This is a genomic window from Nocardioides alkalitolerans (genome assembly GCA_038184435.1).
GTDB classification, from domain to species: Bacteria; Actinomycetota; Actinomycetes; order Propionibacteriales; family Nocardioidaceae; genus Nocardioides; species Nocardioides alkalitolerans_A.
The window spans coordinates 3,092,180-3,115,037 of record CP116227.1 but is presented as its reverse complement, the minus strand read 5'-3'; the positions used below and the strand labels follow the sequence as shown (position 1 = coordinate 3,115,037).

The following is a 22,858-nucleotide window of genomic DNA, read 5'->3' as shown; positions in this document are numbered from 1 at the left end:
GGTGGCACGGCCGGGCCCGATGCTACTCGATCGGCGCGAGACCCGGACGACGCGGGGTGATCGTGTCGCCCGACGAGCGGCCGGTGAGGCGTCGCTGCACCCACGGCGCCAGGTGCGTGCGCGCCCAGTCGAGGTCGGCGCGCGCACGCTGCAGCCGCGGTACGGCGAGGGCCTCCGCCAGCGGGACGGGCTCCAGGCCGTGGTCGGCGAGCCCGAGGGCGTCGAGGACCATCATGGCGACGAACTGGTGCCCGGCGGGCCCGAGGTGCATCCGGTCGACGTCCCACAGGCGCGCGTCGGAGGCGACGAGGCCGCCGGGCAGCCGGTGCGCGATGCGCCAGGAGTCGGCCACCACGGCCCCGTGCCGGTCGGCGATCTCGCGGACGTGCTCGTTGTAGAGCGCGAAGCGGCCCCGGATCGGCGCGTACAGCCCGCCCTGGCCCGGGTCGAACGCCGTGAACAGCACGATCCGCGCGCCGGTGGCGGCGAGGCGCTCCACGCCCTCGTCGTACGCCACGGCGAGGGCGTCGAGGTCGACCTTGGGGCGCACGATGTCGTTGGCCCCGGCGTACAGGGTCACGAGGTCGGGGTCGAGCGCGATGGCGGGGTCGACCTGCTCCTCGAGGACGGGCACGAGCTTGCGGCCGCGGATCGCGAGGTTGGCGTAGCCGAAGTCCTCGCCGGCGGCTGCGGCGCGGGCCGCGAGCACCTCGGCGACCCGGTCCGCCCAGCCGCGGACGCCGTTGGGGCGGTCGGGGTCGTGGTCACCCACGCCCTCGGTGAAGGAGTCCCCGAGGGCGACGTAGCGGCGGTACGGCGGCGTGGCAGACATACGTTCAGTGTGCAACCGGTTGCGGGCACGACGCACATCCGGGCCCCGGGCCGCTAGGTTGACCCCCGTGCTTCTCTCCGACCGCGACATCAAGGCCGAGATCGACACCGGCCGGGTCTCCCTCGAGCCCTACGCGCCCGAGATGGTGCAGCCGTCGTCGGTCGACGTGCGGCTCGACAAGTTCTTCCGGGTCTTCGACAACCACCTGCACGCCCACATCGACCCCGCCGAGGACCAGGCGGACCTCACGCGCGAGGTCGAGACGGGACGCGACGAGCCGTTCATCCTGCACCCCGGGGAGTTCGTGCTGGGGTCGACCTATGAGGTCGTCGGCCTGCCGGACGACATCGCGGCCCGTCTCGAGGGCAAGTCGTCGCTCGGGCGCCTCGGGCTGCTGACCCACTCCACGGCCGGGTTCATCGACCCCGGGTTCTCCGGGCACGTGACGCTGGAGCTCGCCAACGTCGCGAACCTGCCGATCAAGCTGTGGCCGGGGATGAAGATCGGGCAGCTCTGCTTCTTCCGGCTGAGTTCCGCGGCCGAGCACCCCTACGGCTCGGAGCGCTACGGCTCGCGCTACCAGGGCCAGCGGGGACCGACCCCGTCCCGGTCCTACCTGAACTTCCACCGCACGACGATCTAGCGGCGGCTCGGCGCCCGCCGTCAGGAGGCGCCCGCCGTCAGGAGGCGCCCGCCGTCAGGACATGGCGCGCGTGACGGCGCGCAGCGTCTCCTGGAGCGCGCGGAAGTCGTGCGCGCCCATGCCCAGCCGGGCCTTGATGTCGCAGTGCACCTGCGTGACCCCGTCGCGCAGTTCGTCGGCGCGGGGACCCGCCGCGACCGCCCAGCCGGCCGGGTCCGTGGGGTCGGGGGTGCGCGTCGCCGTGCGTGCGACCACCATCGACCGCACGGTGGGCTGCACCTGCTCGACGGGCAGCTGCAGCCGGTCCGCCAGGTGCGAGACACCGACCGGGCCGTCGGCCTCCCACAGCACGAGCAGGACCAGGTACTGCGGGTAGTCGACGCCCAGCCGGCCCAGGGTCGCGTCGTACGCCGTGACGACCGCGCGCGAGGCCGCGACGAGGTCCGCGCACAGCTGCTGGTCGAGGCGAGGGGTGGTCACGGTGTCGTGGGACATGCGGGCTCCAGGTGCGTTCCGGTACGGCGAGGGGGGAGCGCCGGCCCGAGGGCGCCGGGCGTCACCGTACGGCCGGACGGTTGAAACCTGAACATCCTGGCGGCGTCGGGGCGCGGTGAGATGCACGCCACGGGGAGTTGCCAAGGTAAGGCTGACCTTAGTAGCGTCCGCCCGGTCGTCATCCCCCCGCTCTCCCAAGGAATCCCCGTGCAGCTCACCACCCTGCGTCGCGCCTCGGCGCTCGCCGCGGCGACCAGCGTCGCCATGCTCGGCCTCAGCGCCTGCGCCACCGGCTCGTCCGACGAGGAGGGCGCGGCCCCCGCGGCGAACTCCAGCGCCGACACCGACGCGTTCCCCGTGACCATCGAGTCGACCTACGGCGAGGCCACGATCGAGGAGGAGCCCGAGCGCATCGTCACGCTCGGCGTGGACGGCGACAACGTAGCGGCGCTCGGCGTCGCGCCGATCGCGGTGCAGAAGATGACGTGGGGCGGCAACGCCGCGGGCACGACGGACTGGTTCGACGACGCGCTGGCCGAGATCGACGGCGCCGAGGCCCCCGAGCTGCTCGACGTCACCGACGCCGTGCCGACCGACCAGATCATCGGTCTCGAGCCCGACGTGGTCATCGCGACCAACTCCGGCCTGACGCAGGAGGACTTCGACAAGCTCAGCGACGCCGGCATCCCGGTCGTCGCGCACCCGGGCGTCCAGTGGGGCACCACGTGGGAGCAGTCGATGGAGATGACGGGCGAGGCGCTCGGTCGCTCCGAGGCGGCCGACGAGATCATCGCCGAGACGAAGGCGGACCTCGAGGCCACGGCCGAGGAGAACCCGGAGATCGTCGGCGCCTCGTTCATCTGGGCGTTCTTCGACCCGACCGACCTCTCCAACGTCGGCGTCTACACGACGGTCGACAACCGTCCGGCGATCCTCGAGGAGCTGGGCATGGTCTCCCCGCCCGTCGTGGAGGACGGCGGCACCGAGGCGTTCTACTTCAACGTCTCCGCCGAGCGCGCGGCCGAGCTCGACGCCGACGTGATCCTGGCCTACGGCACGACCGTCGAGGAGTCGGAGCAGCTCCTCCAGGAGCCCGTGCTCCAGCAGATCCCGCCGATCGCGAACGGCAACTACGTGATCACGCTCGAGCCGAACGACACCCTGGGCTTCTCGTTCCCGTCCGTCCTGGGCATCCCCTACGCGCTCGACCACTTCATCCCCGAGGTCGCGGCCGCCATCGGTGGCGAGCCCCAGGTCTACTGAGCGACCTCCCGAGTCGAGCGCATCCGTGACCACCACCACGGAGACCTCCCCCGACCTGCCCGGCCGGACCGCCACAGCCGGCCGGGCACGGACGCCACGCCGGAGCGTGCCGGCGAGCGTCGCGATCTGCATCGCGGCGCTCGTCGGCGCCGGTCTGGCCTCCCTCTGCATCGGCAACCGGTGGGTCGACCCGCTCGCGCTCCTCGACGCGAACCACCCCGACCACGTCTTCATGGACGCGCGTCTGCTCCGCACCGGCGTCGGGGCCCTTCTCGGGGCTGCCTTCGGCGTCGCGGGCGCGGCCATGCAGGGCCTGACCCGGAACCCGCTGGCCGACACCGGCCTGCTGGGCGTCAACGCGGGCGCCGCGTTCGCGATGGTCGCCGGCATCACCTACGTGGGCGCCGGCACCATCGGCGGCTACATCTGGTTCGGCTTCATCGGGGCGGGGGTCGCGGCGGTCGCCGTGCACCTCATCGCCAGCCTCGGGCGCGGCGGGGCGACCCCGGCGAAGCTCGTCATCGCCGGCGCCGCGGTCACCGCGGCCCTCTCCAGCTGGACCACGGCCATCCTGCTCATGAGCCGCGAGACCATCGACGCCACGCGGCGCTGGCAGGTCGGCAGCGTCGCGGGCAAGCAGGCCGACGCGCTGCTCACGGCGCTCCCGTTCATCCTCGTGGGCTTCGTGCTCGTCCTCGCGAGCGCCCGGACGCTCAACGCGCTCGCGCTCGGCGACGACCTGGCGCGCGGCCTCGGCCGCAACACCACCCGGGACCGGGCCGTGGTGGGCCTCGGCCTCGTGCTGCTCGTCGGGGCCTCGGTCGCGCTCGCCGGCCCGATCGCCTTCCTCGGCCTGCTCGTGCCGCACCTCGTGCGGATGCAGGTGGGCGGCGACTACGCCAAGGTGCTGCCCTTCAGCGCCGCCTGGGGGGCCGTGCTCATGGTCGGTGCCGACACGGTGGGACGCTTCGTGCTCCCCCCGAGCGAGATCCAGGTCGGCGTCATGATCGCCGTCATCGGTGCGCCGGTCTTCCTCGTGATGATCCGCCGCGGGAGGTTGGGAAGCCTGTGACCGTCCTCAGCGAGCGCCCCTCCGAGGTGCTCACCCACGTCGTCGCCGCGGACGTCGAGCGCGTGCGTCGTGCCCGTCGCGTCCCGCGCCGTCGGCACGCCCTCGTGCTCGGCGGTCTCGGGGCCCTCACCTTCACGCTGTTCTGCGTGCACCTGCTGCTCGGCGGCTACACGTTCACGTTCCCCGACGCGGTCCGCATCATCGTCGGCGACGGCATCGGCCGCCCGACCGCCGAGTTCATCATGATGGAGTCGAAGCTCCCGCGCGCCCTGACGGCCGTCGGGGTCGGTGCCTGCTTCGGCATCGGCGGCGCCGTCTTCCAGACCACGCTGCGCAACCCGCTGGCCAGCCCCGACATCATCGGGATCAGCACGGGCGCGAGCACCGCGGCCGTGCTCGCCCTCCTCACCTTCGGCCTGCGCGGGGACGCCGTGGCCCTCGCGTCGGCGGCCGGTGCGGTCACGACCGCCCTGCTCGTGCGGTGGGTCGCGGGTGGCCTGGGCGGCTACCGCCTCGTGCTCGTCGGCGTGGGCGTCGCCGCGGCGCTCCTCTCGGTCACGCAGTACCTCTTCACCCGCGCCGCCGTCTGGGACGTCCAGCTGGCGCTGCGCTGGATCACGGGCAGCCTCTCCGACGCCGACTGGCAGAAGGTGCAGGTGCTCGCCCTGGCGCTCGTCGTGCTGCTCCCGCTCGTCTGGTTCTCGAGCCGGGACCTGCGCGTCAACGAGCTGGGGGAGGACGCGGCGGTGGGGCTCGGCGTACCGCGTCGTCGTCCCGACCTGCTCATGCTCGTGGCGGTGCTGCTCGTGGCCGCCGGCGTCGCCGGCGCCGGGCCGGTCGCGTTCCTCGCGTTCCTGTCTGCGCCGATCGCGCGCGGCCTCAACAAGGGCCGCACGAGCATCGCCGGCGCCGCCCTCGTGGGCGCCTGCATCCTGCTGGCCGCCGACCACGTCGGCGCCAACTACATCGGCGACGTCAAGATGCCCGCGGGCATCATCACCGGCGCCGTCGGCGCCCCGTTCCTCCTCTGGCTCATGGCCAGGGGCGCCACCGGAAGGAGCCCGCGGTGAGCACGACCGCTCCCACGCGCCTGTACGCCGAGGGCGTCTCGCTCGGCTACGACGACCGCACCGTCGTCGACGACCTCACCGTCGCCATCCCCGACGGGAAGGTGACCGTGATCGTCGGCGGCAACGGGTGTGGCAAGTCCACGCTGCTGCGCGGCATGGCGCGCCTGCTGCGCCCCCGCGGCGGCGCGGTGCTCCTCGACGGCGAGGCCGTCCACACGATGCCGACCAAGCAGGTCGCCCGCCGCCTGGGTCTCCTGCCGCAGAACCCGATCGCGCCCGAGGGCGTCACCGTCGTCGACCTCGTCGGCCGCGGTCGCCACCCGCACCAGAGCGCCCTGCGCCGCTGGAGCCGCGACGACGACCGGGCGGTGGCCGAGGCGCTCGCGCTCACCGACACGACCGAGCTCGCCGAGCGGGTGGTCGACGAGCTGTCCGGCGGCCAGCGCCAGCGCGTCTGGATCGCCATGGCGCTCGCCCAGGGCACCGACCTGCTGCTCCTGGACGAGCCGACGACGTACCTCGACGTCGCCCACCAGGTCGAGATGCTCGACCTGCTGGCCGAGCTCAACCTGCGGGCCGGCACGACGATCGTCATGGTGCTGCACGACCTCAACCTGTCGGCGCGCTACGCCGACCGCCTCGTCGCGATGAAGGAGGGCCGCGTCGTCGCCGAGGGCACGCCCGCCGAGGTCGTCACGGAGGACAACGTGCGCGACGTCTTCGGCCTCGAGAGCCGCGTCATCCCCGACCCGGTCTCCCACACCCCGCTGGTCGTCCCCGTCGGCCGACACCTCGGCCGACCCGGCGCGACGATCGACGACCCCCTGACGAAGGAGCGCCCGTGAGCGAGCTGTCCGTGATCTTCGCCGAGGCGGAGGTGCGCGCCGTGCGTCGCGTGTCGTCGTCGTTCGTGCGCGTCGAGCTCGGCTGCGACGAGTTCGCGGAGCTGGGCCGCGAGGAGCCCTGGCTCGACCAGCGCATCAAGTTCCTGTTCCCGCCGGCGGGCGGCGTGCTGCCGCGGGTCGAGCCGGTGGGCGGTGACTGGTACACGCCGTGGCTCGCCCTCCCCGAGGACGAGCGCGGCTGCATGCGGACCTACACGGTGCGCGACGTCGTCGGCGAGGGCGTCGACACGCTCCTCGTCGTCGACATCGTCGTGCACGAGCCCGGGGACGACGGCGCCTGCACCGGGCCCGGCAACGACTGGGCCCGCAGCGCGACGGTCGGCGACAGCGTGCTCGTGATCGCGCCCCGCCGGGGCCACGACTTCGGGGGCGTCGAGTGGCTCCCGGGTGACGCGACGGACCTGCTCGTCGTCGGCGACGAGACCGCGCTCCCGGCGATCTACGGCATCCTGCGCGACCTGCCGGCGGACGCCACCGGCACGGTCTTCGCGGAGGTCCCGCACCGCGACGACGTGCTCGAGGACGTCGTCGGCCCCGCCGGGGTCGAGGTGGTCTGGCTGCCCCGCGAGGGAGCGCCGCGCGGCGAGGAGCTGCGTGCCCGCGTGCTCGCGCACCTCGACCGGACGGCCGTCGACCACGCCGAAGCCGCCGCCGCGGCCGCCTCGGCTGCCGCCCTCGTGGAGCCGGACCCCGAAGGTGACCTCCTGTGGGAGACGCCCGTCTTCTCCGGCCTGGGCGAGGACGTCTCGACGGCGGGCGCCGTCGACGGTCCCTACGCCGGCCTCTACGCGTGGATCGCCGGCGAGTCGAAGGTCGTGACCGGCCTGCGCCGGGCCCTCGTCAAGGACCTCGGCGTCGACCGCGGTCAGGTCTCCTTCATGGGCTACTGGCGCGAGGGCGTCGCCATGAAGGCCTGACCCGCCTCCCGGCGGCCGCTCAGCGCACCACCCACGTCGTCGAGCGGCTCGAGGGCCGCGAGGTCGGCTGCCCGATGTAGCTCGCCGTCACCGTCCGGGTCCCCGCCCGCGTCGCCGCCGGCAGGGTCAGCGTCCCGAGGCCCCGCACGAGCGGCACCTCCGTGACGCGGCGCCCGTCGACGAGCACCCGCACGCGTCCCGCGGCCGGGGTGCCGTCGGCGCGCACGACCGAGAACCCGACGCGGTTGCCCTGCCCGACCCGGGTCGTCGCCCCGTCGAGCATCCGCACGTACGTCGTCGTGCCGAGCACCGCCGGTGGGCGCACCACCCAGGTGCGGGTGCGCTGCGAGGGCGCGGAGGTGTCGTTGCCGAGGTACGTCGCGGTGACCGTCCGGTTGCCCGCCGTGCCGGCCGGCAGGCTGGTCGTGGCACTGCCGCGCACCAGCGGCACGTCCCGGAGGGTGCGGCCGTCGATCGCGACGCGCACCGTCCCGGTCGGGCGGCCGAAGCCGGTCGTCGTCACCTGGATGCCCAGCGTGTTCGTCGCCCCCGCCGCGGTCGAGTCGGCGCCGAGGCGGGTGTAGGTCGTCGTCGCGAACCGTTGGACGCTGGGGAGGGTCAGCGCCGAGGGGTACTGCTCCGAGGTGTGGATGGTCAGCGGCGCCAGCGTGGCCGGGAGGTCCGGCACGGTGGGCAGGAGGTGGGGCACGTCGTACGCCTGCACCGCCACCCGCAGCCGGTGGCCCGCCGGCACCTGGGCGCCGGTCGGGAAGATCTCGACGTCGACCGGCACGACCGCACTGCCGGCCGCGGGGGCCTTCGCCTCCCGGGTGAACGGGTGGTACGGCTGGATGAGCTGTCCGTCCAGGTAGCGGCTGCGGCCCGGGTCGAGCGCCCGGTGGGCGACGGTCTGCCAGCCCCCCGTGATGCGGTGGACGGTGCCGTCCGGGGCCACCGAGGAGACGGCGACCGAGAGCAGGCCGTCGCCGGTCGGGGTCGAGGTGTAGAGCCGCGCGTTGAGCGGTCCCTGGAAGCGGAGCGGCGCGGAGAGCGCCCCCGTCTCGTAGACCACGCCCGCCAGGTCGTTGCCGCGGTTGTCGCTCCAGCACGGCAGGTCGGCGAGCACGGCGGTGGGCAGCCCGGCCGTCCACTGGTCGGTCGAGCGCGTGCAGAGGCCGGCGACCGGGACGGGCGGCACCGTCGCCGTACCCGCGGTCGCGGCGCCCGTGGTGAGGCTGCCGTTGCGCACGCCGCCCGCGGTGGCGGGGCCGGAGAGGCGGAACGTGGTGGCGCTCAGGTTGTCGCCGATCCAGTCGTTGGCCTGCCGCCAGGTGTCGGCGTTCTGCTCGTAGTAGGTGAGCGGGGCGATGTCCGTGTCGAGGCCCGGGTCGGGCACGCCCCTCACGTAGTGATCGAACCAGCGCAGCTGCAGCTCCTCGAGGGTGCCGTAGCCGGCGTCGGCGACGCCCTCGCCCGACGAGCCCTCCAGGTGGTTCCACGGGCCGACGATCAGCTTCGTCGGCACGCCCCGGGAGCGCAGGTTCTCGAACAGCAGGGGAGTGCCTCGCTGGAACAGGTCGTACTGACCGCCGACGAGGAAGGTCGGCACGTCGACGTCGTCGACGACCTCGATGGGGGAGCGCTCGCGGTAGAACGCGCCGTCGTACGCCGGGTCGCCGCCCAGCACGGCCGCCAGCACCAGCGGCGCCGTGAAGGTGAGGGCACCGCTGAGGTGCTGGAAGAGGGTGGTGAGGGCCGCGGCGGGGTCGGTCGCGCCGTACGCCGGCGGCACGACGCCCGTCGTGGTGACCAGGCCGAGCCACAGCGGGATGAACCCGACGTCGATCTGGCCGCCCGAGGCGACGACGTCGCGGTAGACGTCCGCGGCGGGCACCTGCGGGAAGAGCGCCTTGAGCCCCGGCGGCCTCTGCGCGGCGGCGAAGATCTGGTTGATGCCCATGTACGACGGCCCGCGCATCGCCGCGGAGCCGTTGCTCCACGGCCGCGCCGACGAGGTCGCCCACGTGATGATCTCGCCCGCGTCGGTGTTCTCGCGAGCGCTGAACGCGGCCCACGAGCCCTGCGACGAACCGGTGCCGCGGGCGTCGACGGTGAGCTGCGCGTAGCCGCGCTGCACGAGGTAGTCCGCGCCGCCGCCCGTCAGGCCCGTCGCCCCCTGGGCGGACTTGTTGTAGGCCGTGATGGTGACGACCACCGGGAAGCGGCCGGCCACGGCGACGCCGTCGGCGTCCGCGGGCAGCACGAGGTCACCGCGCAGCACCGTGCCGTCCGACATCGGGATCTGCAGGTCGCGCTGCGTCACCGTGCCGGGGTAGTCGGCCGGGCGGGGCGTCCAGCCGCTGGGGAGGGCAGCAGCACTCGCGGGCGCACTGCTCGTGGGGGCGCTCGTCCGGATGCTCTCGGCGGGGGCCGGGCTCGGGACGAGCGCGGCCGCGGAGGCGACGAGGGCGAGCGTGGCGACGTACGCGGCGGTGCGGCGGGCGGTGCGGCGGGCGAGCTGCATGGGGTCACTCCTGGGGGCGGTGTGACCTGGGTAACGACGACGCCGGCACCGGGTTACCGGCGGGTTACCTGCGATGCTGGCCGGGTGCCCGACCCCAGCGACCGCCACCGGCCCGGGTCGGAGGGGTACCGCCGGCTGAACCTCGCCATGGCCTGCGCCGGGCTCGCGGCGTTCGGGCTGCTCTACGCGACCCAGCCGCTGCTTCCGGAGATCGCGGACGCCTACGGCGCGACCGCCGCCCGCGCCAGCCTCACCGTGTCGGCCAGCACCGGGGCCCTCGCGCTCGCCGTCGTGCCGGTCACCGCGCTGGCCATCCGCTGGGGCCGCGTGCGCACCATGCGGATCGGGCTCCTCCTCGCCGTCGCCCTCGCGCTCGCCTGCGCCGCCGCACCCACCCTGGAGGTGCTCGTCGGGCTCCGCGGCCTCCTGGGCCTGGTGCTCGCCGGGATCGTCGGCGTCGCGATGGGACACGTGGGCACCGAGGTGCACCCGAGCGGCCTGGGGGCGGCCATGGGCCTGTACGTCGCCGGCAACTCCCTCGGCGGCGTCGGGGGCCGGCTGATCACCGCCGCCGCCGTCGACCTCGGCAGCTGGCGGATCGCGTTGGCGCTCCTCGCCCTCGCGGCGCTCGCCGCGACCGCGGTCTTCTGGTGGCTGCTGCCGCCCGCGACCAACGAGTCCGTGGGGCCGCGGACCTCGCCCCGTGCCTTCCGGTCCCTCCTGCGCGACCCCGCGGTGCTGGCGCTGGTGGCGATCCCGTTCCTGCTCATGGGTGGGTTCGTCGCGGTCTACAACTACCTGACGTTCCGGCTCGTCGCGCCGCCCTTCTCGTTGCCCGTCGCCGTCGTGGGCCTCGTGTTCCTGGCCTACCTCGCCGGCACGACGTCGTCCGCGCTCGCCGGCCGCGCGGCCGACCGCGTCGGACGTCCGGTCGTGCTCGCCCTCGCGCTCGGCCTCATGCTCGGCGGGCTCCTGCTCACGCTGCCCGCCTGGCTGCCCACCGTCGTCCTCGGCCTCGTCGTGCTCACCGCGGGCTTCTTCGCCGCCCACGCCGTCGCGAGCGGGTGGGCCCCCGCTGTCGCCGGCGCGCACGGCACGCAGGCCAGCGCGCTCTACGTCTTCGGCTACTACGCGGGCTCCAGCATCTTCGGGGCGTGGATCGGCGTCGCCTGGAGCGGCTTCGGCTGGACCGGCGTCGTCACCTGGGTCGCCGCGCTCGTCGGTCTCGCCATGGCCTGCGGGTGGGTCGTCGCGCGCCGTACGCGCTGAGGGTCGGCTCTGCCTGGCTGGCTGGCCTTCCCCCGTGTAACGCGGTGTCCGAGCTACTTCACACGCGGTCGACCACCGCACAGGACGCACTAGCACCGCACAAGTAGGGGCGGGGCCGCTTTGCATGACGTCCGCCCGGGTGCAGGTCCCCCTGCGGACGTCATGCGTGTCGGTCGTCGGGGCCGCCGCTCCGCATGACCTCCCGGATAGGGGCGGGAGGGCCGGGAAACGACGAACGGGGCGGGACCCGCGTGGGTCCCGCCCCGTTCGTACGTCGCGGCTCCGGTCAGAGGTCGAAGAGCGAGCCCGCGCCGTGGATGTCCGCATCCGTGCGCGGCGTGTGCGTCGCCCCGCTGGAGCGCGGCTTCTCCGCGGGCTCCTGCTCGGGCTCGGCAGCTGCCTCCGGCTCCGGCTCCGGCTCGGGCTCCGGCTCGGGCTCCGGCTCGGGCTCCGGCTCGGGCTCCGGCTCGGGCTCCGCGGCTGCCTCCGGCTCCACCTCCACGACGGGTGCCTCGGCCGCCGGGGCCGGTGCTGGGGCTGCCGGCGTGGCGGGCGCGGGGGCCGTACCCGTCTCCGGCGCCTCGATGTCGAACAGCGAGCTCGTCGCGTGGATGTCGACGTCGGTGCGCGGAGTGCTCGTCGCGCCCCCACCGGAAGCCACCGGGGCCGCCGGGGCCGCAGGGGCGGGCTCGGGCTCGGCCTCCGGCGTGACCTCGACCGGCGCCGCAGGCTCCTCGGCGACGGGCTCCTCGGCGACGGGCTCGGGCTCCGCCACGGGGTCGGGCTCCGCCGAGCGGGCGGGGGCCGTGCCGGTCTCGGGAGCCGCGATGTCGAACAGGGAACCAGCGGCGCTGATGTCGACGTCCGTGCGCGGGGCACTGGTGGCACCCCCGCCGGTCGCCGCCGCCGGCGTCGCCGCCGCCGAAGCCGGCTCGGGCTCGGCGGCCGCAGGCTCCGACTCCGGCTCCGCCGCCGGGGCAGGCTCCGCCGCGCGGGCGGGCGCCGTACCGGTCTCGGGAGCCGCGATGTCGAACAGCGAACCGCCGGCGCTCAGGTCGACGTCGGTGCGCGGGGTGCTCGTCGCCCCACCGCCCGACGCGGCGGGCTCCGCCTGCGGCTCGGCCGGCTCGGCCTTCGCCTCAGCGGGCTCGGCCTTCGGAGCAGCCGGAGCCGACTCCTGGGCCGGGATGTCGAAGAGCGACCCACCGGCGCCGAGGTCGACCGCCGGCTTCGCGGCGGGCTTCCCGGCCGGCTTCTCCGCAGCGGGCTTCTCCGCAGCGGGCTCCTCGGCCGGCTTCGCGGCTGGCTTCTCCGGCGCCTTCTCCGGCGCCTTCTCCGGGGCCTTCTCCGGGGCGTCGCCACCCAGGTCGAACAGCGACCCGCCGGCGCCGAGGTCGGCGGCCGGCTTCTCCGCCGGCTTCTCGGCGGGCTTCTCCGCGGGCTCCGCCTTCGCCGCGGGCTTGGCCGGCGTGTCGAAGAGCGACGAGGCGTCGTCGTCGAACAGCGAGCCGCCGGTGCCCTCCTTCTTCGGCTCCTCCTTCTTCGACTCCGGGGTGTCGAAGAGCGAGTCGCCGCCCGAGGCCTTGGCCAGCGGGCCGACGTCGGCGGTCTCGGTGACGGTCGAGTCGGTGACGGTGACGTCGCCGTCCTCCGGCTCGGCCTTGAGCGCCTCGTCCTTCTTCTTCGCGGCGGGCTTCGCCTTCGCGGGAGCGGCCTTCGCGCCCTCGCCCGGCAGCAGCTTGGTGGCCTGCTCACCCTTGACCGACGCGAGCAGCATCTGCGCGACGTCGAGGACCTCGACCTCCTCGCGCGCCCGTCCACCGGACTGCTCGGCGGTGAGGCCGTCGGAGATCATCACGCGGCAGAAGGGGCAGCCGACGGCGATCTGGTCAGCACCGGTGCCGACCGCCTCCTGGGTGCGGTTGACGTTGATCCGCTCCCCGATGTTCTCCTCCATCCACATGCGGGCACCACCGGCGCCGCAGCAGAAGGAACGCTCGGAGTTGCGCTCCATCTCCTTGACCTCGGCGCCCGGCATGATCTGGAGCAGCTCGCGCGGGGGCGTGTAGACCTGGTTGTGGCGACCCAGGTAGCAAGGGTCGTGGTAGGTGATCGTGCGCTGGTGGGCACCCGCACCGGTCGCGACCGGGGTCAGCTTGCCGTCGCGCACGAGGCGGTTGAGCAGCTGGGTGTGGTGGATGACCTCGAGCTCGATGCCGAACGACTTGTACTCGTTCTTCAGCGTGTTCATGCAGTGCGGGCAGGTGGAGACGACCTTCTTGGCCTTGAACTCCTTGAGGGTCTCCACGTTCTGCGCCGCGAGGCCCTGGAAGACGAACTCGTTGCCCGCGCGGCGTGCCGAGTCACCGGTGCAGGTCTCGCCGTTGCCCAGCACGCCGAAGCTGATGCCGGCCATGTTGAGCAGCTCCGCGGTGGCGCGGGTGGTCTTCTTCGCACGGTCCTCGTACGCCCCGGCGCAGCCCACCCAGAACAGCCAGTCGACCTCGTCGAGCGACTCGATGGTCTCGCCGACGACGGGCACCTCGAAGTCGAGGCCCTTGGCCCAGTCGAGGCGGTCGTTGGGGGACATGCCCCACGGGTTGCCCTTGCTCTCGAGGCGCTTGAAGAGGCCGTTGAGCTCGGCGGGGAAGTTGGACTCGACGAGCACCTGGTAGCGGCGCATGTCGACGATGTGGTCCACGTGCTCGATGTCGACCGGGCACTGCTGGACGCAGGCGCCGCAGGAGGTGCACGACCACAGCACGTCGGGGTCGATCACGGCCGCGCCGTTCTCCGGCATGTAGAACCAGTCGTCGCCCGTGTCGCCGACCAGCGGGCGCTCGGCCTCGCGCTGGAGCACCTCGTTGCCCTCGAGCAGGGCGGTGGCCGCCTCGCTCTCCTCGCCGCCGGCGCGGGAGTACGGACCCTTCGCGTAGGCGTGGTCGCGCAGACCCATGATGAGCAGCTTGGGCGACAGCGGCTTCTCGGTGTTCCAGGCGGGGCACTGGCTCTGGCAGCGACCGCACTCGGTGCAGGTCGTGAAGTCGAGGATGCCCTTCCACGAGAAGTCCTCGATCTTGCCGACGCCGAGCGTCGACTCCTCGTCGAGCTCGTCGATGTCGTCGAGGGTGATCGGCTTGCCGCCCGACGTCAGCGGCTTGAGCGCGCCGAGCGCGGTGCGGCCCGACCCCTCGCGCTTGAACCAGATGTTGGGCCAGGCGGTGAACCGGTGCCAGGCGACGCCCATGTTGAGGTTCGAGGAGATGACGATCAGCCAGACCATCGCGAGCAGGATCTTGATCATCGCGATGACGACGATGATGTTCTCCAGCGTGCCCTCGGAGCCCGCGCTGGTCGGGAACAGCGCCGTACCGACGTGGGAGCTGATCGGGAAGTGGAAGCGGTTGAAGTCCTCGGGGTGGTCGCTGGCGATCTGGCCGAGGTTGTACTCCGCACCACGGATGAACAGGATCGCGGAGCCCTCGAGCAGCGCCATCGCCTCGACGAAGTAGGCCTGCCACTGGTTGGAGCCGTAGAACCGGCTGCGCCGCCCCTCGCGCCGCGGGTGGTGCAGCTGGCGGTAGACGATGAGGAAGACGATGCCGATCGTGCCGAGCAGGCCGAGGCCCTCGCTGGCCCACTCGAAGAGGAAGAAGTGGCCGATGATCGGCAGCGCGAAGTCGGGCTTGAAGAGCTGCACGTAGCCCGTCATCACCGCGGTCGACAGCAGGATGAACGCGGCGTAGACGAACCAGTGCATGATGCCGACCCAGTGCCACTGGAGCATCCGCGTGTGGAGGAACGTCTCCTTGACCATCGTGAGGGTGCGTCGCACCGGCTGGTCGGTGCGTCCGGAGGTCGGTTGACCGACCTTGACCGTCGCGACGATCGAACGGACCGCCATCGTCGTCATCGTGACGGCCACCGCGGTGACCGCCAGCGACACGACGATGGCGAAGATCTGGATAGCACTCATCAGCGAAGAGCTCCTCGTCCCTACGTGCGCGCGTCCCGGCCACTCGGAACGCGCGCGTCGTCCGACCTTAGTGTCGGGACGTTCGCTGCGTCACACCAGTCCGTGTGACACTTGTCCTACTGGCGGGTAACCAACGACGGGAGCCTAGCCCAGACCACCCCGGGGGTACGCCGCGGCGCCGTCCCCGAGCCGGCCGGTCACGAGGCGGGATCGGCCAGTGCGGCGTCGACGGTCGCGGGCGCGAAGATGTGGTCGGCCAGCAGGAGCGCCAGGCCGACGGAGCCGGCCCGCACGTCGAGGCGGCTCCGGTGGAGCTCGAGCCGCCGCGTCGCCAGGGGCAGCGAGCGGGAGTAGACCATCTCGCGGAGCCCCGCGAAGATCTGCTCCTCGGCCTCGGCCAGCTGGCCCCCGACGACCACCACGCGGGGGTTGAGGATGTTGACGGTCTCGGCCAGCGCCGTACCGAGGACGCGGCCGGCGGCGCGCGCGAGGCCGACGGCCACGGGGTCGGCCGTGCGGATCCGCTCGACGACCTCGTCGACGGTGCTGAGGTCGCGGCCGGCGGCCGCGAGGTCGCGCAGCATGGCCCACCCGCCCGCGCGGGCCTCGACGCAGCCGTGGTTGCCGCACCGGCAGAGCGGCCCCGCGTCGTCCTCGGCTCCGGCGGTCTGGGTGTGCCCGATGTCGCCCGCGGCGCCGTCGGCGCCGCGGTGGATGCGGCCGCCGGCGATGATGCCGGCGCCCACGCCCGTGCCGAGCTTGAGCATGAGGAGGGTGTCGGCGTCGGGGTAGTGGGTGCGGTACTCGCCCCAGGCCATCGCCGTGGCGTCCTTCTCGAGCAGCAGGGGGCACGCGTAGGTCCGGGCGAACCGGCCGCGGATGTCGTAGCGGTCCCAGCCGGTCATGATCGGCGGGCTCACGACGGTGGCCTGCTCGTGGTCGACGGGGCCGGGCACGGACAGCGCGATGCCGCGCACGTCCTCGGGGCCGCGTCCGGCGCCGCGCAGCAGCTCGGCGAAGAGGGGGTCGACGCGGGACAGCACCGCCTCGGGGCCCTCGGTCACGTCGCTGGTGAGCGGCAGGTCGCGCAGCACCCGCCCGCTGAGGTCGCAGATGGCGGCCCGCAGCGCGGTGGCGCCGATGTCGCAGACGAGCAGCACGCCCTGCTCCTCGTTGAAGGCGAAGGAGGCCGACGGGCGGCCGCGGCCGCGGCCCGGCACGACGTCGGGCTCGCGGGCCACGAGGAGCCCGGCGTCCTGCAGGAGGTCGATGCGCTGGTTGACCGTGGAGCGGGACAGGCCCGTGAGCGTCATGACCTCCGCACGGGTCAGGGCGGGGCGGGCGCGGAAGAGGGCGAGGAGCTCGCCGGGGCCGACGATGCCGGCGGTGGGGACCGGAGCACCGTCCAGCGGCGCACCCGGGAGCCCGGCAGGCGTGGTCGACATGCCCTGCACCCTATTAAACGATGACGGCAAACGGAAAGACCCCGATTAATGATTGACAGAAGTCATTATTCGCGGTTCGATGCTCCACGACCGCATGACGGCGGTCACAGGTTTTGCCCCGGCAGGGCTGCCGGAGCACCGATCGAAGGACTACCCGAATGCGTCGTGTCCCCTCTCGCCGCCTGGCTGCCGCCGCGGTCGCGGCCAGCCTCTGCCTCGTCGCCTCCGCGTGCAGCGACGACTCGTCCTCCTCGGGTGGCAGCGACGGCGACGTCGCCGCCGTCATCAAGGGTCTCGACAACCCGTTCTTCCAGCAGATGGAGGCGGGCATCGACGCGGGCGCCGAGGAGGGTGGCTTCTCCGTCGACGTGCAGGCGGCCGCCGACATCACCGACACCACCGGCCAGCTCGACAAGCTCAACGTCGTGGCGGGCAAGGACCCGGGCTGCGTGATCGTCAACCCGATCGACGGCACCAACCTCGTGCAGGGCCTCGCCCAGCTGGCAGCCAAGGACGTGCCGATCGTCAACATCGACAGCCCGGTCGACGCGGACGCCGCGGCGGAGGCGGACGCCACCCCCGCGACGTACATCGGCACCGACAACACCGAGGCCGGCCGCCTGGGCGGCGAGCACATGCTGACGCTGCTCCCCGACGGCGGCAAGGTCGCGCTCGTCGGCGGCATCGCCGGCGACGTCACGAGCAACGCCCGCCTCGACGGCTTCACGGAGGCCGTCGGCGACGGCGTCGAGATCGTGCAGACGGTCTCCGCCAACTGGTCGCGCGACGAGGCCCTCACCCAGGCCACCACCCTGCTCCGCGCCAACGAGGACCTGGCCGGCTTCTTCGTCGCCAACGACGACATGGCCCTCGGCGTCGCCCGCGCCGTCTCCGACGTCGGCCGCACCGGCGAGGTCGAGATCATCAGCGTCGACGGCGTCGAGGACGGCCTCAACGGCGTCAAGGACGGCGGCATCTCGGCGGTCGTGGCGCAGTACCCCTACGCCATCGGCGAGATGGGCGTGAACGCCTGCCGCGCCGCCATGGACGGCCAGGACCTGCCCGAGAACGTGACGGCGCCCATCGCGCTCGTCACCGCCGATAACGTCGACCAGGCGCTCGAGGCGGCCCCGGCGCCGTTCGAGGACTACGAGGACCCGTTCGCCGACCTCCTCAACTGACCCGTCCGGCTGACGGCCCGCCCCACCCCCGCACGACAGCACCCCGAGGAGCCACGATGTCCACCGCCGCCACCGGTACGCCGGCCGGTACCACCGCGTTGTCGAAGGGCTCGACCCCCGAGCCCGGCGACGCGCCCGGACGAGGCCGCAACCCGGTCGTCGCCCGCCTGACCGACGTCGGCTTCTGGGCCGACTGGGCCGCGCTCGTCGGCCTCGTCGCCCTGGTCGTCGTCTTCACGGTCCTCGACCCGTCCTTCCTGAGCTCCGGCAACGTCACCGGCATGCTCTCGGCCTCCGCGGCGCTGGTGATCCTGGCCGTCGCGCAGACCTTCGTCGTCGCCACGGCGGGCATCGACCTGTCGATCGCCTCCGTGACGACGCTGGGCATCGTGGTCCTCGGGCAGCTGTACGTCGCGGACCAGCCCCTGTGGGTCTGCTTCGTCGGCGCCGTGCTCGCCTCGCTCCTCGCCGGCCTGGTCAACGGCCTGCTGGTGGCGAAGGCGAAGATCACCGACTTCGTCGTCACCCTCGGCATGCTCTCGGCCGCGTCGGGCCTGGCGCTCGTGCTCTCCGACGGCCAGCCCGTCACGGTGACCGAGGGCTTCTTCTTCGACATCTCCCTCGACGGTCCGGTGGAGATGGTCAGCTGGATCGTCGTCATCGCCGCGGTCGTGGCCGTCCTCGCCCACGTCGTGCTCTACCACACGCGGTTCGGCACCCACGTGCTCGCGACGGGCGGCTCGCCCGAGGCGGCCACGGCGACCGGCATCTCCACGGCGCGGGTCAAGATCGCGGTCTACACGATCGCGGGTCTCCTCGCCGGCATCGCGGCCATCATCATCGTGGCCCGCCTCGGGTCCACGCCGCCGGCCGCGAACACGTCGTACCTGCTCAACTCGGTCGCCGCGGTGGTGCTCGGCGGGGTCAGCCTCTTCGGTGGCCGCGCCAGCATCCTCGGCCCGGTCTTCGGAGCGCTGCTCCTCACGGTGCTGCTCAACGGCCTCACGACGCTGGGCGTCTCGCAGTACTACCAGCCCCTGTCCGTCGGTGTCGTCGTCGTCGCGGCGGCCTTCCTGATGAGGTTCCAGAAGTGACGTCGCTCGAGAAGGACCCCGCCAGCGGGACCGCCACCGCCACCCGCCCCATCCTCGAGGCCCGCAACGTCTCGCTGTCGTTCGGCAGCGTGCGCGCGCTCCGCGACGTCGACGTGACGGTCGCGGCGGGCGAGATCACCGCGCTCGTCGGCGACAACGGCGCCGGCAAGTCGACGCTGGTGCGCTGCTTCTCCGGCGTGCACAAGCCGCAGGCGGGCGAGATCCTGCTCGACGGCGAGCCGGTCTCCTTCGGCACGCCCGAGGCGGCCCGGGCGGCCGGCATCGAGACGGTGCACCAGAACCTGGCGCTCGTCGAGGACCTCACCGTCTGGCAGAACCTCTTCCTCAACCGCGAGCTCACCCGCTTCGGGATGCTCGACCGGAAGCGGATGCGCACCGAGGCGCAGAAGATGGTCTCGGAGCTCGCCGTGAACGTCCCCGAGGTCACCGCCCGGGTCCGCCGCCTCTCCGGCGGCCAGCGCCAGGCGGTCTCGATCTGCCGCGCCGCCGGCTTCTCCTCGCGGCTCGTGATCATGGACGAGCCGACCGCCGCCCTCGGCGTGCAGGAGACCGCCCGCGTCGAGCAGCTCATCCTCAAGCTCCGCGACGAGGGCCACGCCGTGCTCCTCATCAGCCACAACTTCGACCAGGTCATGCGCCTGAGCCAGCAGGTCTGGGTCATGCGCGCCGGCCGCTGCGTCGCCGGTCGCCGCACCGACGCGACCACCGGCCAGGAGATCGTCGGCCTCATCACCGGCGCCATCCCCGGCTGACCTCCCCTTCCCCACGAAAGGCCCCTCTCGATGACCAACCCCCTCGGTGTCCACGCCCTCGTCTGGGTCGGCGGCACCACGCCGGCCGACGTGGAGACGGCGGTGCGCCAGACCAAGGCAGCGGGCTACGACCTGCTCGAGCTCTCGCTCCACGACGCCGTCAACCTCGACGCGGCCGCCGCCCGCGCGGTGCTCGAGGCCGAGGGCCTCGGCATCGCCTGCTCGCGCGGCCTGGCCTTCGACGCCGACGTCTCCAGCGCGGACACCGCCGTCGTCGCCCGCGGCGAGAAGCTGCTCCAGGACTCGCTGCAGATCACCCACGCGCTGGGCGGCACCCACTTCACGGGCGCGCTCTACTCGGCGCTGGGCAAGTACTCCGCCCCGCTGAGCACCGCGGGCCGCGCCAACGTCGTGCGGGTGCTGCGGGACCTCGCCGCCGAGGCCGCCGGCCTCGACATGACGCTCGGTCTCGAGATCTGCAACCGCTACGAGACCAACGTGATCAACACGGCCGCGGACGCGCTGCGGCTGGCCGACGACATCGGCGCCGACAACGTGACGATCCACCTCGACACCTACCACATGAACATCGAGGAGGACTCGCTCGACGCCCCCGTGCGGCTCGTCGGCGACCGTCTCGGCTACGTGCACATCGGCGAGAACCACCGCGGCTACCTCGGCCAGGGCCACATCGACTTCGACGGGTTCTTCGCGGCGCTGGCGGAGATCGGCTACACCGGCCCGATCACGTTCGAGTCGTTCTCCTCCGCGGTGGTCTCCCCGACGCTGTCGAACGACCTCGCCGTCTGGCGCAACCTGTGGGACGACGGCATGGACCTCGCGACGCACGCCCGCGAGTACATGGCGGCGCAGCTCGCCAAGCACGCGTGACCGTGTCCTCCACCGAGACCGCCACCGTCGACCTCGCCGGCCTGGTCGCCCGCGCGCACGACCTGCTCCGGCAGGCCGAGCTCGCGGGCGAGCGGGCGGTGATCGGCGTCGTCGGGGCACCGGGCGCGGGGAAGTCGACGCTCGTCGACGCGCTCCTCGCGGCCCTGGCCGCGGCACCGCCCGCGGGGGCCGACGCCGACTGGGTCGCGCACCTGCCCATGGACGGCTTCCACCTCGCCGACGCCCAGCTCGACCGCCTCGGCCGGCGCGACCGCAAGGGCGCGCCCGACACGTTCGACGCGCGCGGGTACGCCGCGTTCCTGCGCCGCGCGCGCACCGAGCAGGACCACACCGTCTTCGTGCCCGGCTTCGAGCGCGAGCTGGAGCAGCCGATCGCGGCGGCCCTCGCCGTACCGCCGGAGGCCCGGCTCGTGCTCACCGAGGGCAACTACCTGCTGCTCGGCGCCGACGGCGACCCGGACCACCTCGCGCAGGGCTGGGGCGAGGTGCGGGCGCTGCTCGACGAGACCTGGTACGTCGAGGTGCCCGACCACCTGCGCCGCGAGCGGCTCGTCGCGCGGCACGTCCGGTTCGGCAAGACTCCCGCGGCCGCCGCCGCCTGGGTCGACGAGGTCGACGAGCCCAACGCGCGGCTCGTGGGCGCGGGCCGGGACCGGGCCGAGCTGGTGGTGTCCCTCCCGTAGACCGGTTCCGTAGGGTCGTCCCATGGCCGCGCGACGCTTTCCCGACCAGCTCCGTCCCTACCTCGACCCGGTGGTCGCCTCCGTGCGCACCGTCGCCGGGCGGGTCGCGAACCGGGGGGAGACCGAGCGCCTGCTGCTCGAGCTCGACCTCACCCGCGGTCTCCTCGAGGCGCCGCCCACGTCGCCCCTCGCGGCGTTCCGGGCGCTGCAGACCCCCACGCTCCGCGGCGTCGTCACCGCGCTGGAGAAGGCCGCGGAGGACGACGCCGTCGTGGGCGTCGTGGCCCACGTCGGCGGCTCGCTCGGCCTGACCGCCACGGCGGAGATCCGGGCGGCCGTGGCCACGTTCCGCGCGGCGGGCAAGCGGGCCGTCGCCTGGTCGGAGACCTACGGCGAGATGGGGGGCGGCAACGCGGCGTACCACCTCGCCAGCGCCTTCGAGGAGGTCTGGGTGCAGCCCACCGGCCAGGTCGGGCTCGTCGGCGCGCACGCCGAGGTGACCTTCCTGCGCGGCACGCTCGACAAGCTCGGGGTGGAGACGCAGCTGGGGCAGCGGCACGAGTACAAGTCGGCCGCGAACACCTACCTCGAGCGCAGCATGACCGAGCCGCACCGCAAGATGATGACGCGCATCGTCGACTCGATCACCGACACGCTCGTCGCCGACGTGGCCTCCGGCCGTGGCCTGGAGCCCGCCGCGGTGCGCGCCGCCCTCGAGGTCGGCCCGTTGTCGCCGGACGACGCGGTGGCGCGCGGCCTCGTGGACCGGATCGGCTACCGCGAGGACGTCTACGCGGCGCTGCGGTCCGAGCTGGCGGTCGGCGGGGAGCCGACGCTGCGGTACGTCGAGCGCTACGCCAAGCCCGGCGGTCCCCTCGCGGGCCTCAAGGACCAGCTCCCGAGCCCCCGGGGCAAGGGCGTGGTCGCCGTCGTCGGCGCGCACGGGCCCATCCACCTCGGCCGCAACGGCGGTCCGAACCCGTTCGGCGGCCCCAGCATCGGCTCCGACTCGCTCGCCTCGGCGCTGCGCACCGCCGGCACGGACCCGTCGGTCCGCGCGGTCGTGCTCCGCATCGACAGCCCGGGCGGCTCCGCCGTGGCCTCCGACGCGGTACGCCGCGCCGTCCAGCAGGTGCGGGCCGACGGCACGCCCGTGGTGGCCTCCATGGGTGCGGTCGCCGGCTCGGGCGGCTACTTCATCGCCATGCCGTGCGACGAGATCGTCGCCGGGGCCGCGACCCTCACCGGCTCCATCGGCGTGCTCGGCGGCAAGCAGGTGCTCCGCGAGACGCTCGGCCGGATCGGCGTGGACCGCGAGACCGTCCGCGCCGGACGGTTCAGCGACATGTTCTCCTCCGACCGCCCCTTCGACGAGGAGGAGTGGGCCCGCGTCGAGGGCTGGCTCGACGACATCTACGCCGACTTCACCAGCAAGGCCGCCGCCGATCGCGGCATGCCCCTCGACGAGCTCGAGCCGCTCGCCCGCGGTCGGGTGTGGACCGGCGCCGACGCCGCCGAGCGGGGTCTGGTCGACCACCTCGGCGGGCTCAGCCTCGCTGTCGACCGGGCGGTGGCGATCGCCGGCACGAGCCGGGCCGACGTCGACGTCCGCGCCTGGCCGAAGCCCAACCCGCTCGCCGCGTTCAACCCGCCGGAGAACAGCGAGACCCCGGCCGCGGCGCTCCTGCCCGGCGAGGGCGTGGGCGTCGTCGACCGGGTGCTCCGGCTGCTGGTCGAGCAGGCCGGGCTGCCGGCGTACGGCGCGCTGACCATGCCGGGCCGGATCGTCGTGCGCTGACGACCC

The 22,858-nt window shown here is 73.5% G+C and carries 18 protein-coding genes; 13 read left to right on the top strand and 5 right to left on the bottom strand.

The features are described 5' to 3' along the window. Positions 1-22: 22 nt before the first annotated feature. Entirely contained in the window at positions 23-832 is an 810-nt protein-coding gene (locus PIR53_14860) for an SGNH/GDSL hydrolase family protein (GenBank protein ID WZH51291.1), read from the bottom strand. 67 nt (positions 833-899) lie between these two features. On the opposite strand from PIR53_14860, the gene dcd reads away from it, so the two are divergent. Beyond that, positions 900-1,475 carry a dCTP deaminase gene (dcd, locus tag PIR53_14855; GenBank protein ID WZH51290.1) on the top strand — a complete coding sequence of 192 codons (576 nt, stop codon included), beginning with the start codon at positions 900-902 and terminating at the stop codon, positions 1,473-1,475. A gap of 54 nt (positions 1,476-1,529) precedes the next feature. On the opposite strand, the gene PIR53_14850 is transcribed toward dcd, so the two are convergent. Then, entirely contained in the window at positions 1,530-1,970 is a 441-nt protein-coding gene (locus tag PIR53_14850; GenBank protein ID WZH51289.1) for a MarR family transcriptional regulator, read from the bottom strand. A gap of 207 nt (positions 1,971-2,177) precedes the next feature. Between PIR53_14850 and PIR53_14845 the strand changes: the two genes are divergently transcribed. Genes PIR53_14845 through PIR53_14825 form a run of 5 tightly spaced genes read left to right on the top strand, consistent with a single transcriptional unit; the run spans position 2,178 to position 7,197 of the window. After that, complete coding sequence (locus PIR53_14845) at positions 2,178-3,233, top strand: ABC transporter substrate-binding protein (protein WZH51288.1); 1,056 nt, start codon at positions 2,178-2,180, stop codon at positions 3,231-3,233. A gap of 25 nt (positions 3,234-3,258) precedes the next feature. After that, a complete protein-coding gene (locus tag PIR53_14840; protein ID WZH51287.1) occupies positions 3,259-4,305 on the top strand; it encodes an iron ABC transporter permease in 1,047 nt (348 codons plus the stop codon). Further along, positions 4,302-5,375 (top strand): iron chelate uptake ABC transporter family permease subunit, encoded by a 1,074-nt coding sequence (locus PIR53_14835; protein WZH51286.1) that lies wholly within the window; start codon positions 4,302-4,304, stop codon positions 5,373-5,375. Before PIR53_14840 ends, PIR53_14835 begins: the two co-directional genes overlap by 4 nt. Beyond that, a complete protein-coding gene (locus tag PIR53_14830; protein ID WZH51285.1) occupies positions 5,372-6,220 on the top strand; it encodes an ABC transporter ATP-binding protein in 849 nt (282 codons plus the stop codon). Before PIR53_14835 ends, PIR53_14830 begins: the two co-directional genes overlap by 4 nt. Next, positions 6,217-7,197 carry a siderophore-interacting protein gene (locus PIR53_14825; GenBank protein WZH51284.1) on the top strand — a complete coding sequence of 327 codons (981 nt, stop codon included), beginning with the start codon at positions 6,217-6,219 and terminating at the stop codon, positions 7,195-7,197. Before PIR53_14830 ends, PIR53_14825 begins: the two co-directional genes overlap by 4 nt. Before the next feature lie 19 nt (positions 7,198-7,216). On the opposite strand, the gene PIR53_14820 is transcribed toward PIR53_14825, so the two are convergent. Further along, entirely contained in the window at positions 7,217-9,721 is a 2,505-nt protein-coding gene (locus PIR53_14820; protein ID WZH51283.1) for a CocE/NonD family hydrolase, read from the bottom strand. A gap of 84 nt (positions 9,722-9,805) precedes the next feature. Here PIR53_14820 and PIR53_14815 point away from each other — a divergent pair, with 84 nt between their 5' ends. After that, the gene (locus PIR53_14815; GenBank protein WZH51282.1) at positions 9,806-10,990 is read left to right on the top strand and encodes an MFS transporter; all 1,185 of its coding nucleotides are present in this window, start codon (positions 9,806-9,808) and stop codon (positions 10,988-10,990) included. 286 nt (positions 10,991-11,276) lie between these two features. Here PIR53_14815 and PIR53_14810 read toward each other — a convergent pair whose 3' ends face one another. Beyond that, complete coding sequence (locus tag PIR53_14810; GenBank protein ID WZH51281.1) at positions 11,277-14,966, bottom strand: (Fe-S)-binding protein; 3,690 nt, start codon at positions 14,964-14,966, stop codon at positions 11,277-11,279. A 197-nt stretch (positions 14,967-15,163) separates the two neighbouring features. Next, a complete protein-coding gene (locus PIR53_14805; GenBank protein ID WZH51280.1) occupies positions 15,164-16,411 on the bottom strand; it encodes an ROK family transcriptional regulator in 1,248 nt (415 codons plus the stop codon). 158 nt (positions 16,412-16,569) lie between these two features. On the opposite strand from PIR53_14805, the gene PIR53_14800 reads away from it, so the two are divergent. The 6 genes from PIR53_14800 to sppA are packed head-to-tail and all read left to right on the top strand — an operon-like array spanning position 16,570 to position 22,852. Next, a complete protein-coding gene (locus tag PIR53_14800) occupies positions 16,570-17,592 on the top strand; it encodes a substrate-binding domain-containing protein (GenBank protein ID WZH51279.1) in 1,023 nt (340 codons plus the stop codon). Positions 17,593-17,648: 56 nt separating this feature from the next. Then, positions 17,649-18,686, top strand: a complete 1,038-nt coding sequence (locus PIR53_14795) for an ABC transporter permease (protein ID WZH51278.1) — start codon at positions 17,649-17,651, stop codon at positions 18,684-18,686. After that, positions 18,683-19,459: an ATP-binding cassette domain-containing protein gene (locus PIR53_14790; protein WZH51277.1), complete on the top strand. Its 777-nt coding sequence runs from the start codon at positions 18,683-18,685 to the stop codon at positions 19,457-19,459. Before PIR53_14795 ends, PIR53_14790 begins: the two co-directional genes overlap by 4 nt. A gap of 30 nt (positions 19,460-19,489) precedes the next feature. Further along, on the top strand, positions 19,490-20,350 hold the full coding sequence (locus tag PIR53_14785) for a sugar phosphate isomerase/epimerase (protein WZH51276.1): 861 nt from the start codon (positions 19,490-19,492) through the stop codon (positions 20,348-20,350). Between the two features lie 2 nt (positions 20,351-20,352). Further along, complete coding sequence (locus PIR53_14780) at positions 20,353-21,054, top strand: nucleoside/nucleotide kinase family protein (GenBank protein WZH51275.1); 702 nt, start codon at positions 20,353-20,355, stop codon at positions 21,052-21,054. A 22-nt stretch (positions 21,055-21,076) separates the two neighbouring features. Then, entirely contained in the window at positions 21,077-22,852 is a 1,776-nt protein-coding gene (gene sppA / locus PIR53_14775) for a signal peptide peptidase SppA (protein WZH51274.1), read from the top strand. Positions 22,853-22,858: the final 6 nt, after the last annotated feature.

Excerpts from the sequence above, each read along its gene's own strand:
- PIR53_14860 (WZH51291.1), bottom strand. The coding sequence starts at position 832 with ATGTCTGCCACGCCGCCGTACCGCCGCTACGTCGCCCTCGGGGACTCC.
- PIR53_14850 (WZH51289.1), bottom strand. The coding sequence starts at position 1,970 with ATGTCCCACGACACCGTGACCACCCCTCGCCTCGACCAGCAGCTGTGC.
- PIR53_14820 (WZH51283.1), bottom strand. The coding sequence starts at position 9,721 with ATGCAGCTCGCCCGCCGCACCGCCCGCCGCACCGCCGCGTACGTCGCC.
- PIR53_14810 (WZH51281.1), bottom strand. The coding sequence starts at position 14,966 with ATGAGTGCTATCCAGATCTTCGCCATCGTCGTGTCGCTGGCGGTCACC.
- PIR53_14805 (WZH51280.1), bottom strand. The coding sequence starts at position 16,411 with ATGTCGACCACGCCTGCCGGGCTCCCGGGTGCGCCGCTGGACGGTGCT.
- PIR53_14800 (WZH51279.1), top strand. The coding sequence starts at position 16,570 with ATGCGTCGTGTCCCCTCTCGCCGCCTGGCTGCCGCCGCGGTCGCGGCC.
- PIR53_14795 (WZH51278.1), top strand. The coding sequence starts at position 17,649 with ATGTCCACCGCCGCCACCGGTACGCCGGCCGGTACCACCGCGTTGTCG.
- PIR53_14785 (WZH51276.1), top strand. The coding sequence starts at position 19,490 with ATGACCAACCCCCTCGGTGTCCACGCCCTCGTCTGGGTCGGCGGCACC.
- sppA (WZH51274.1), top strand. The coding sequence starts at position 21,077 with ATGGCCGCGCGACGCTTTCCCGACCAGCTCCGTCCCTACCTCGACCCG.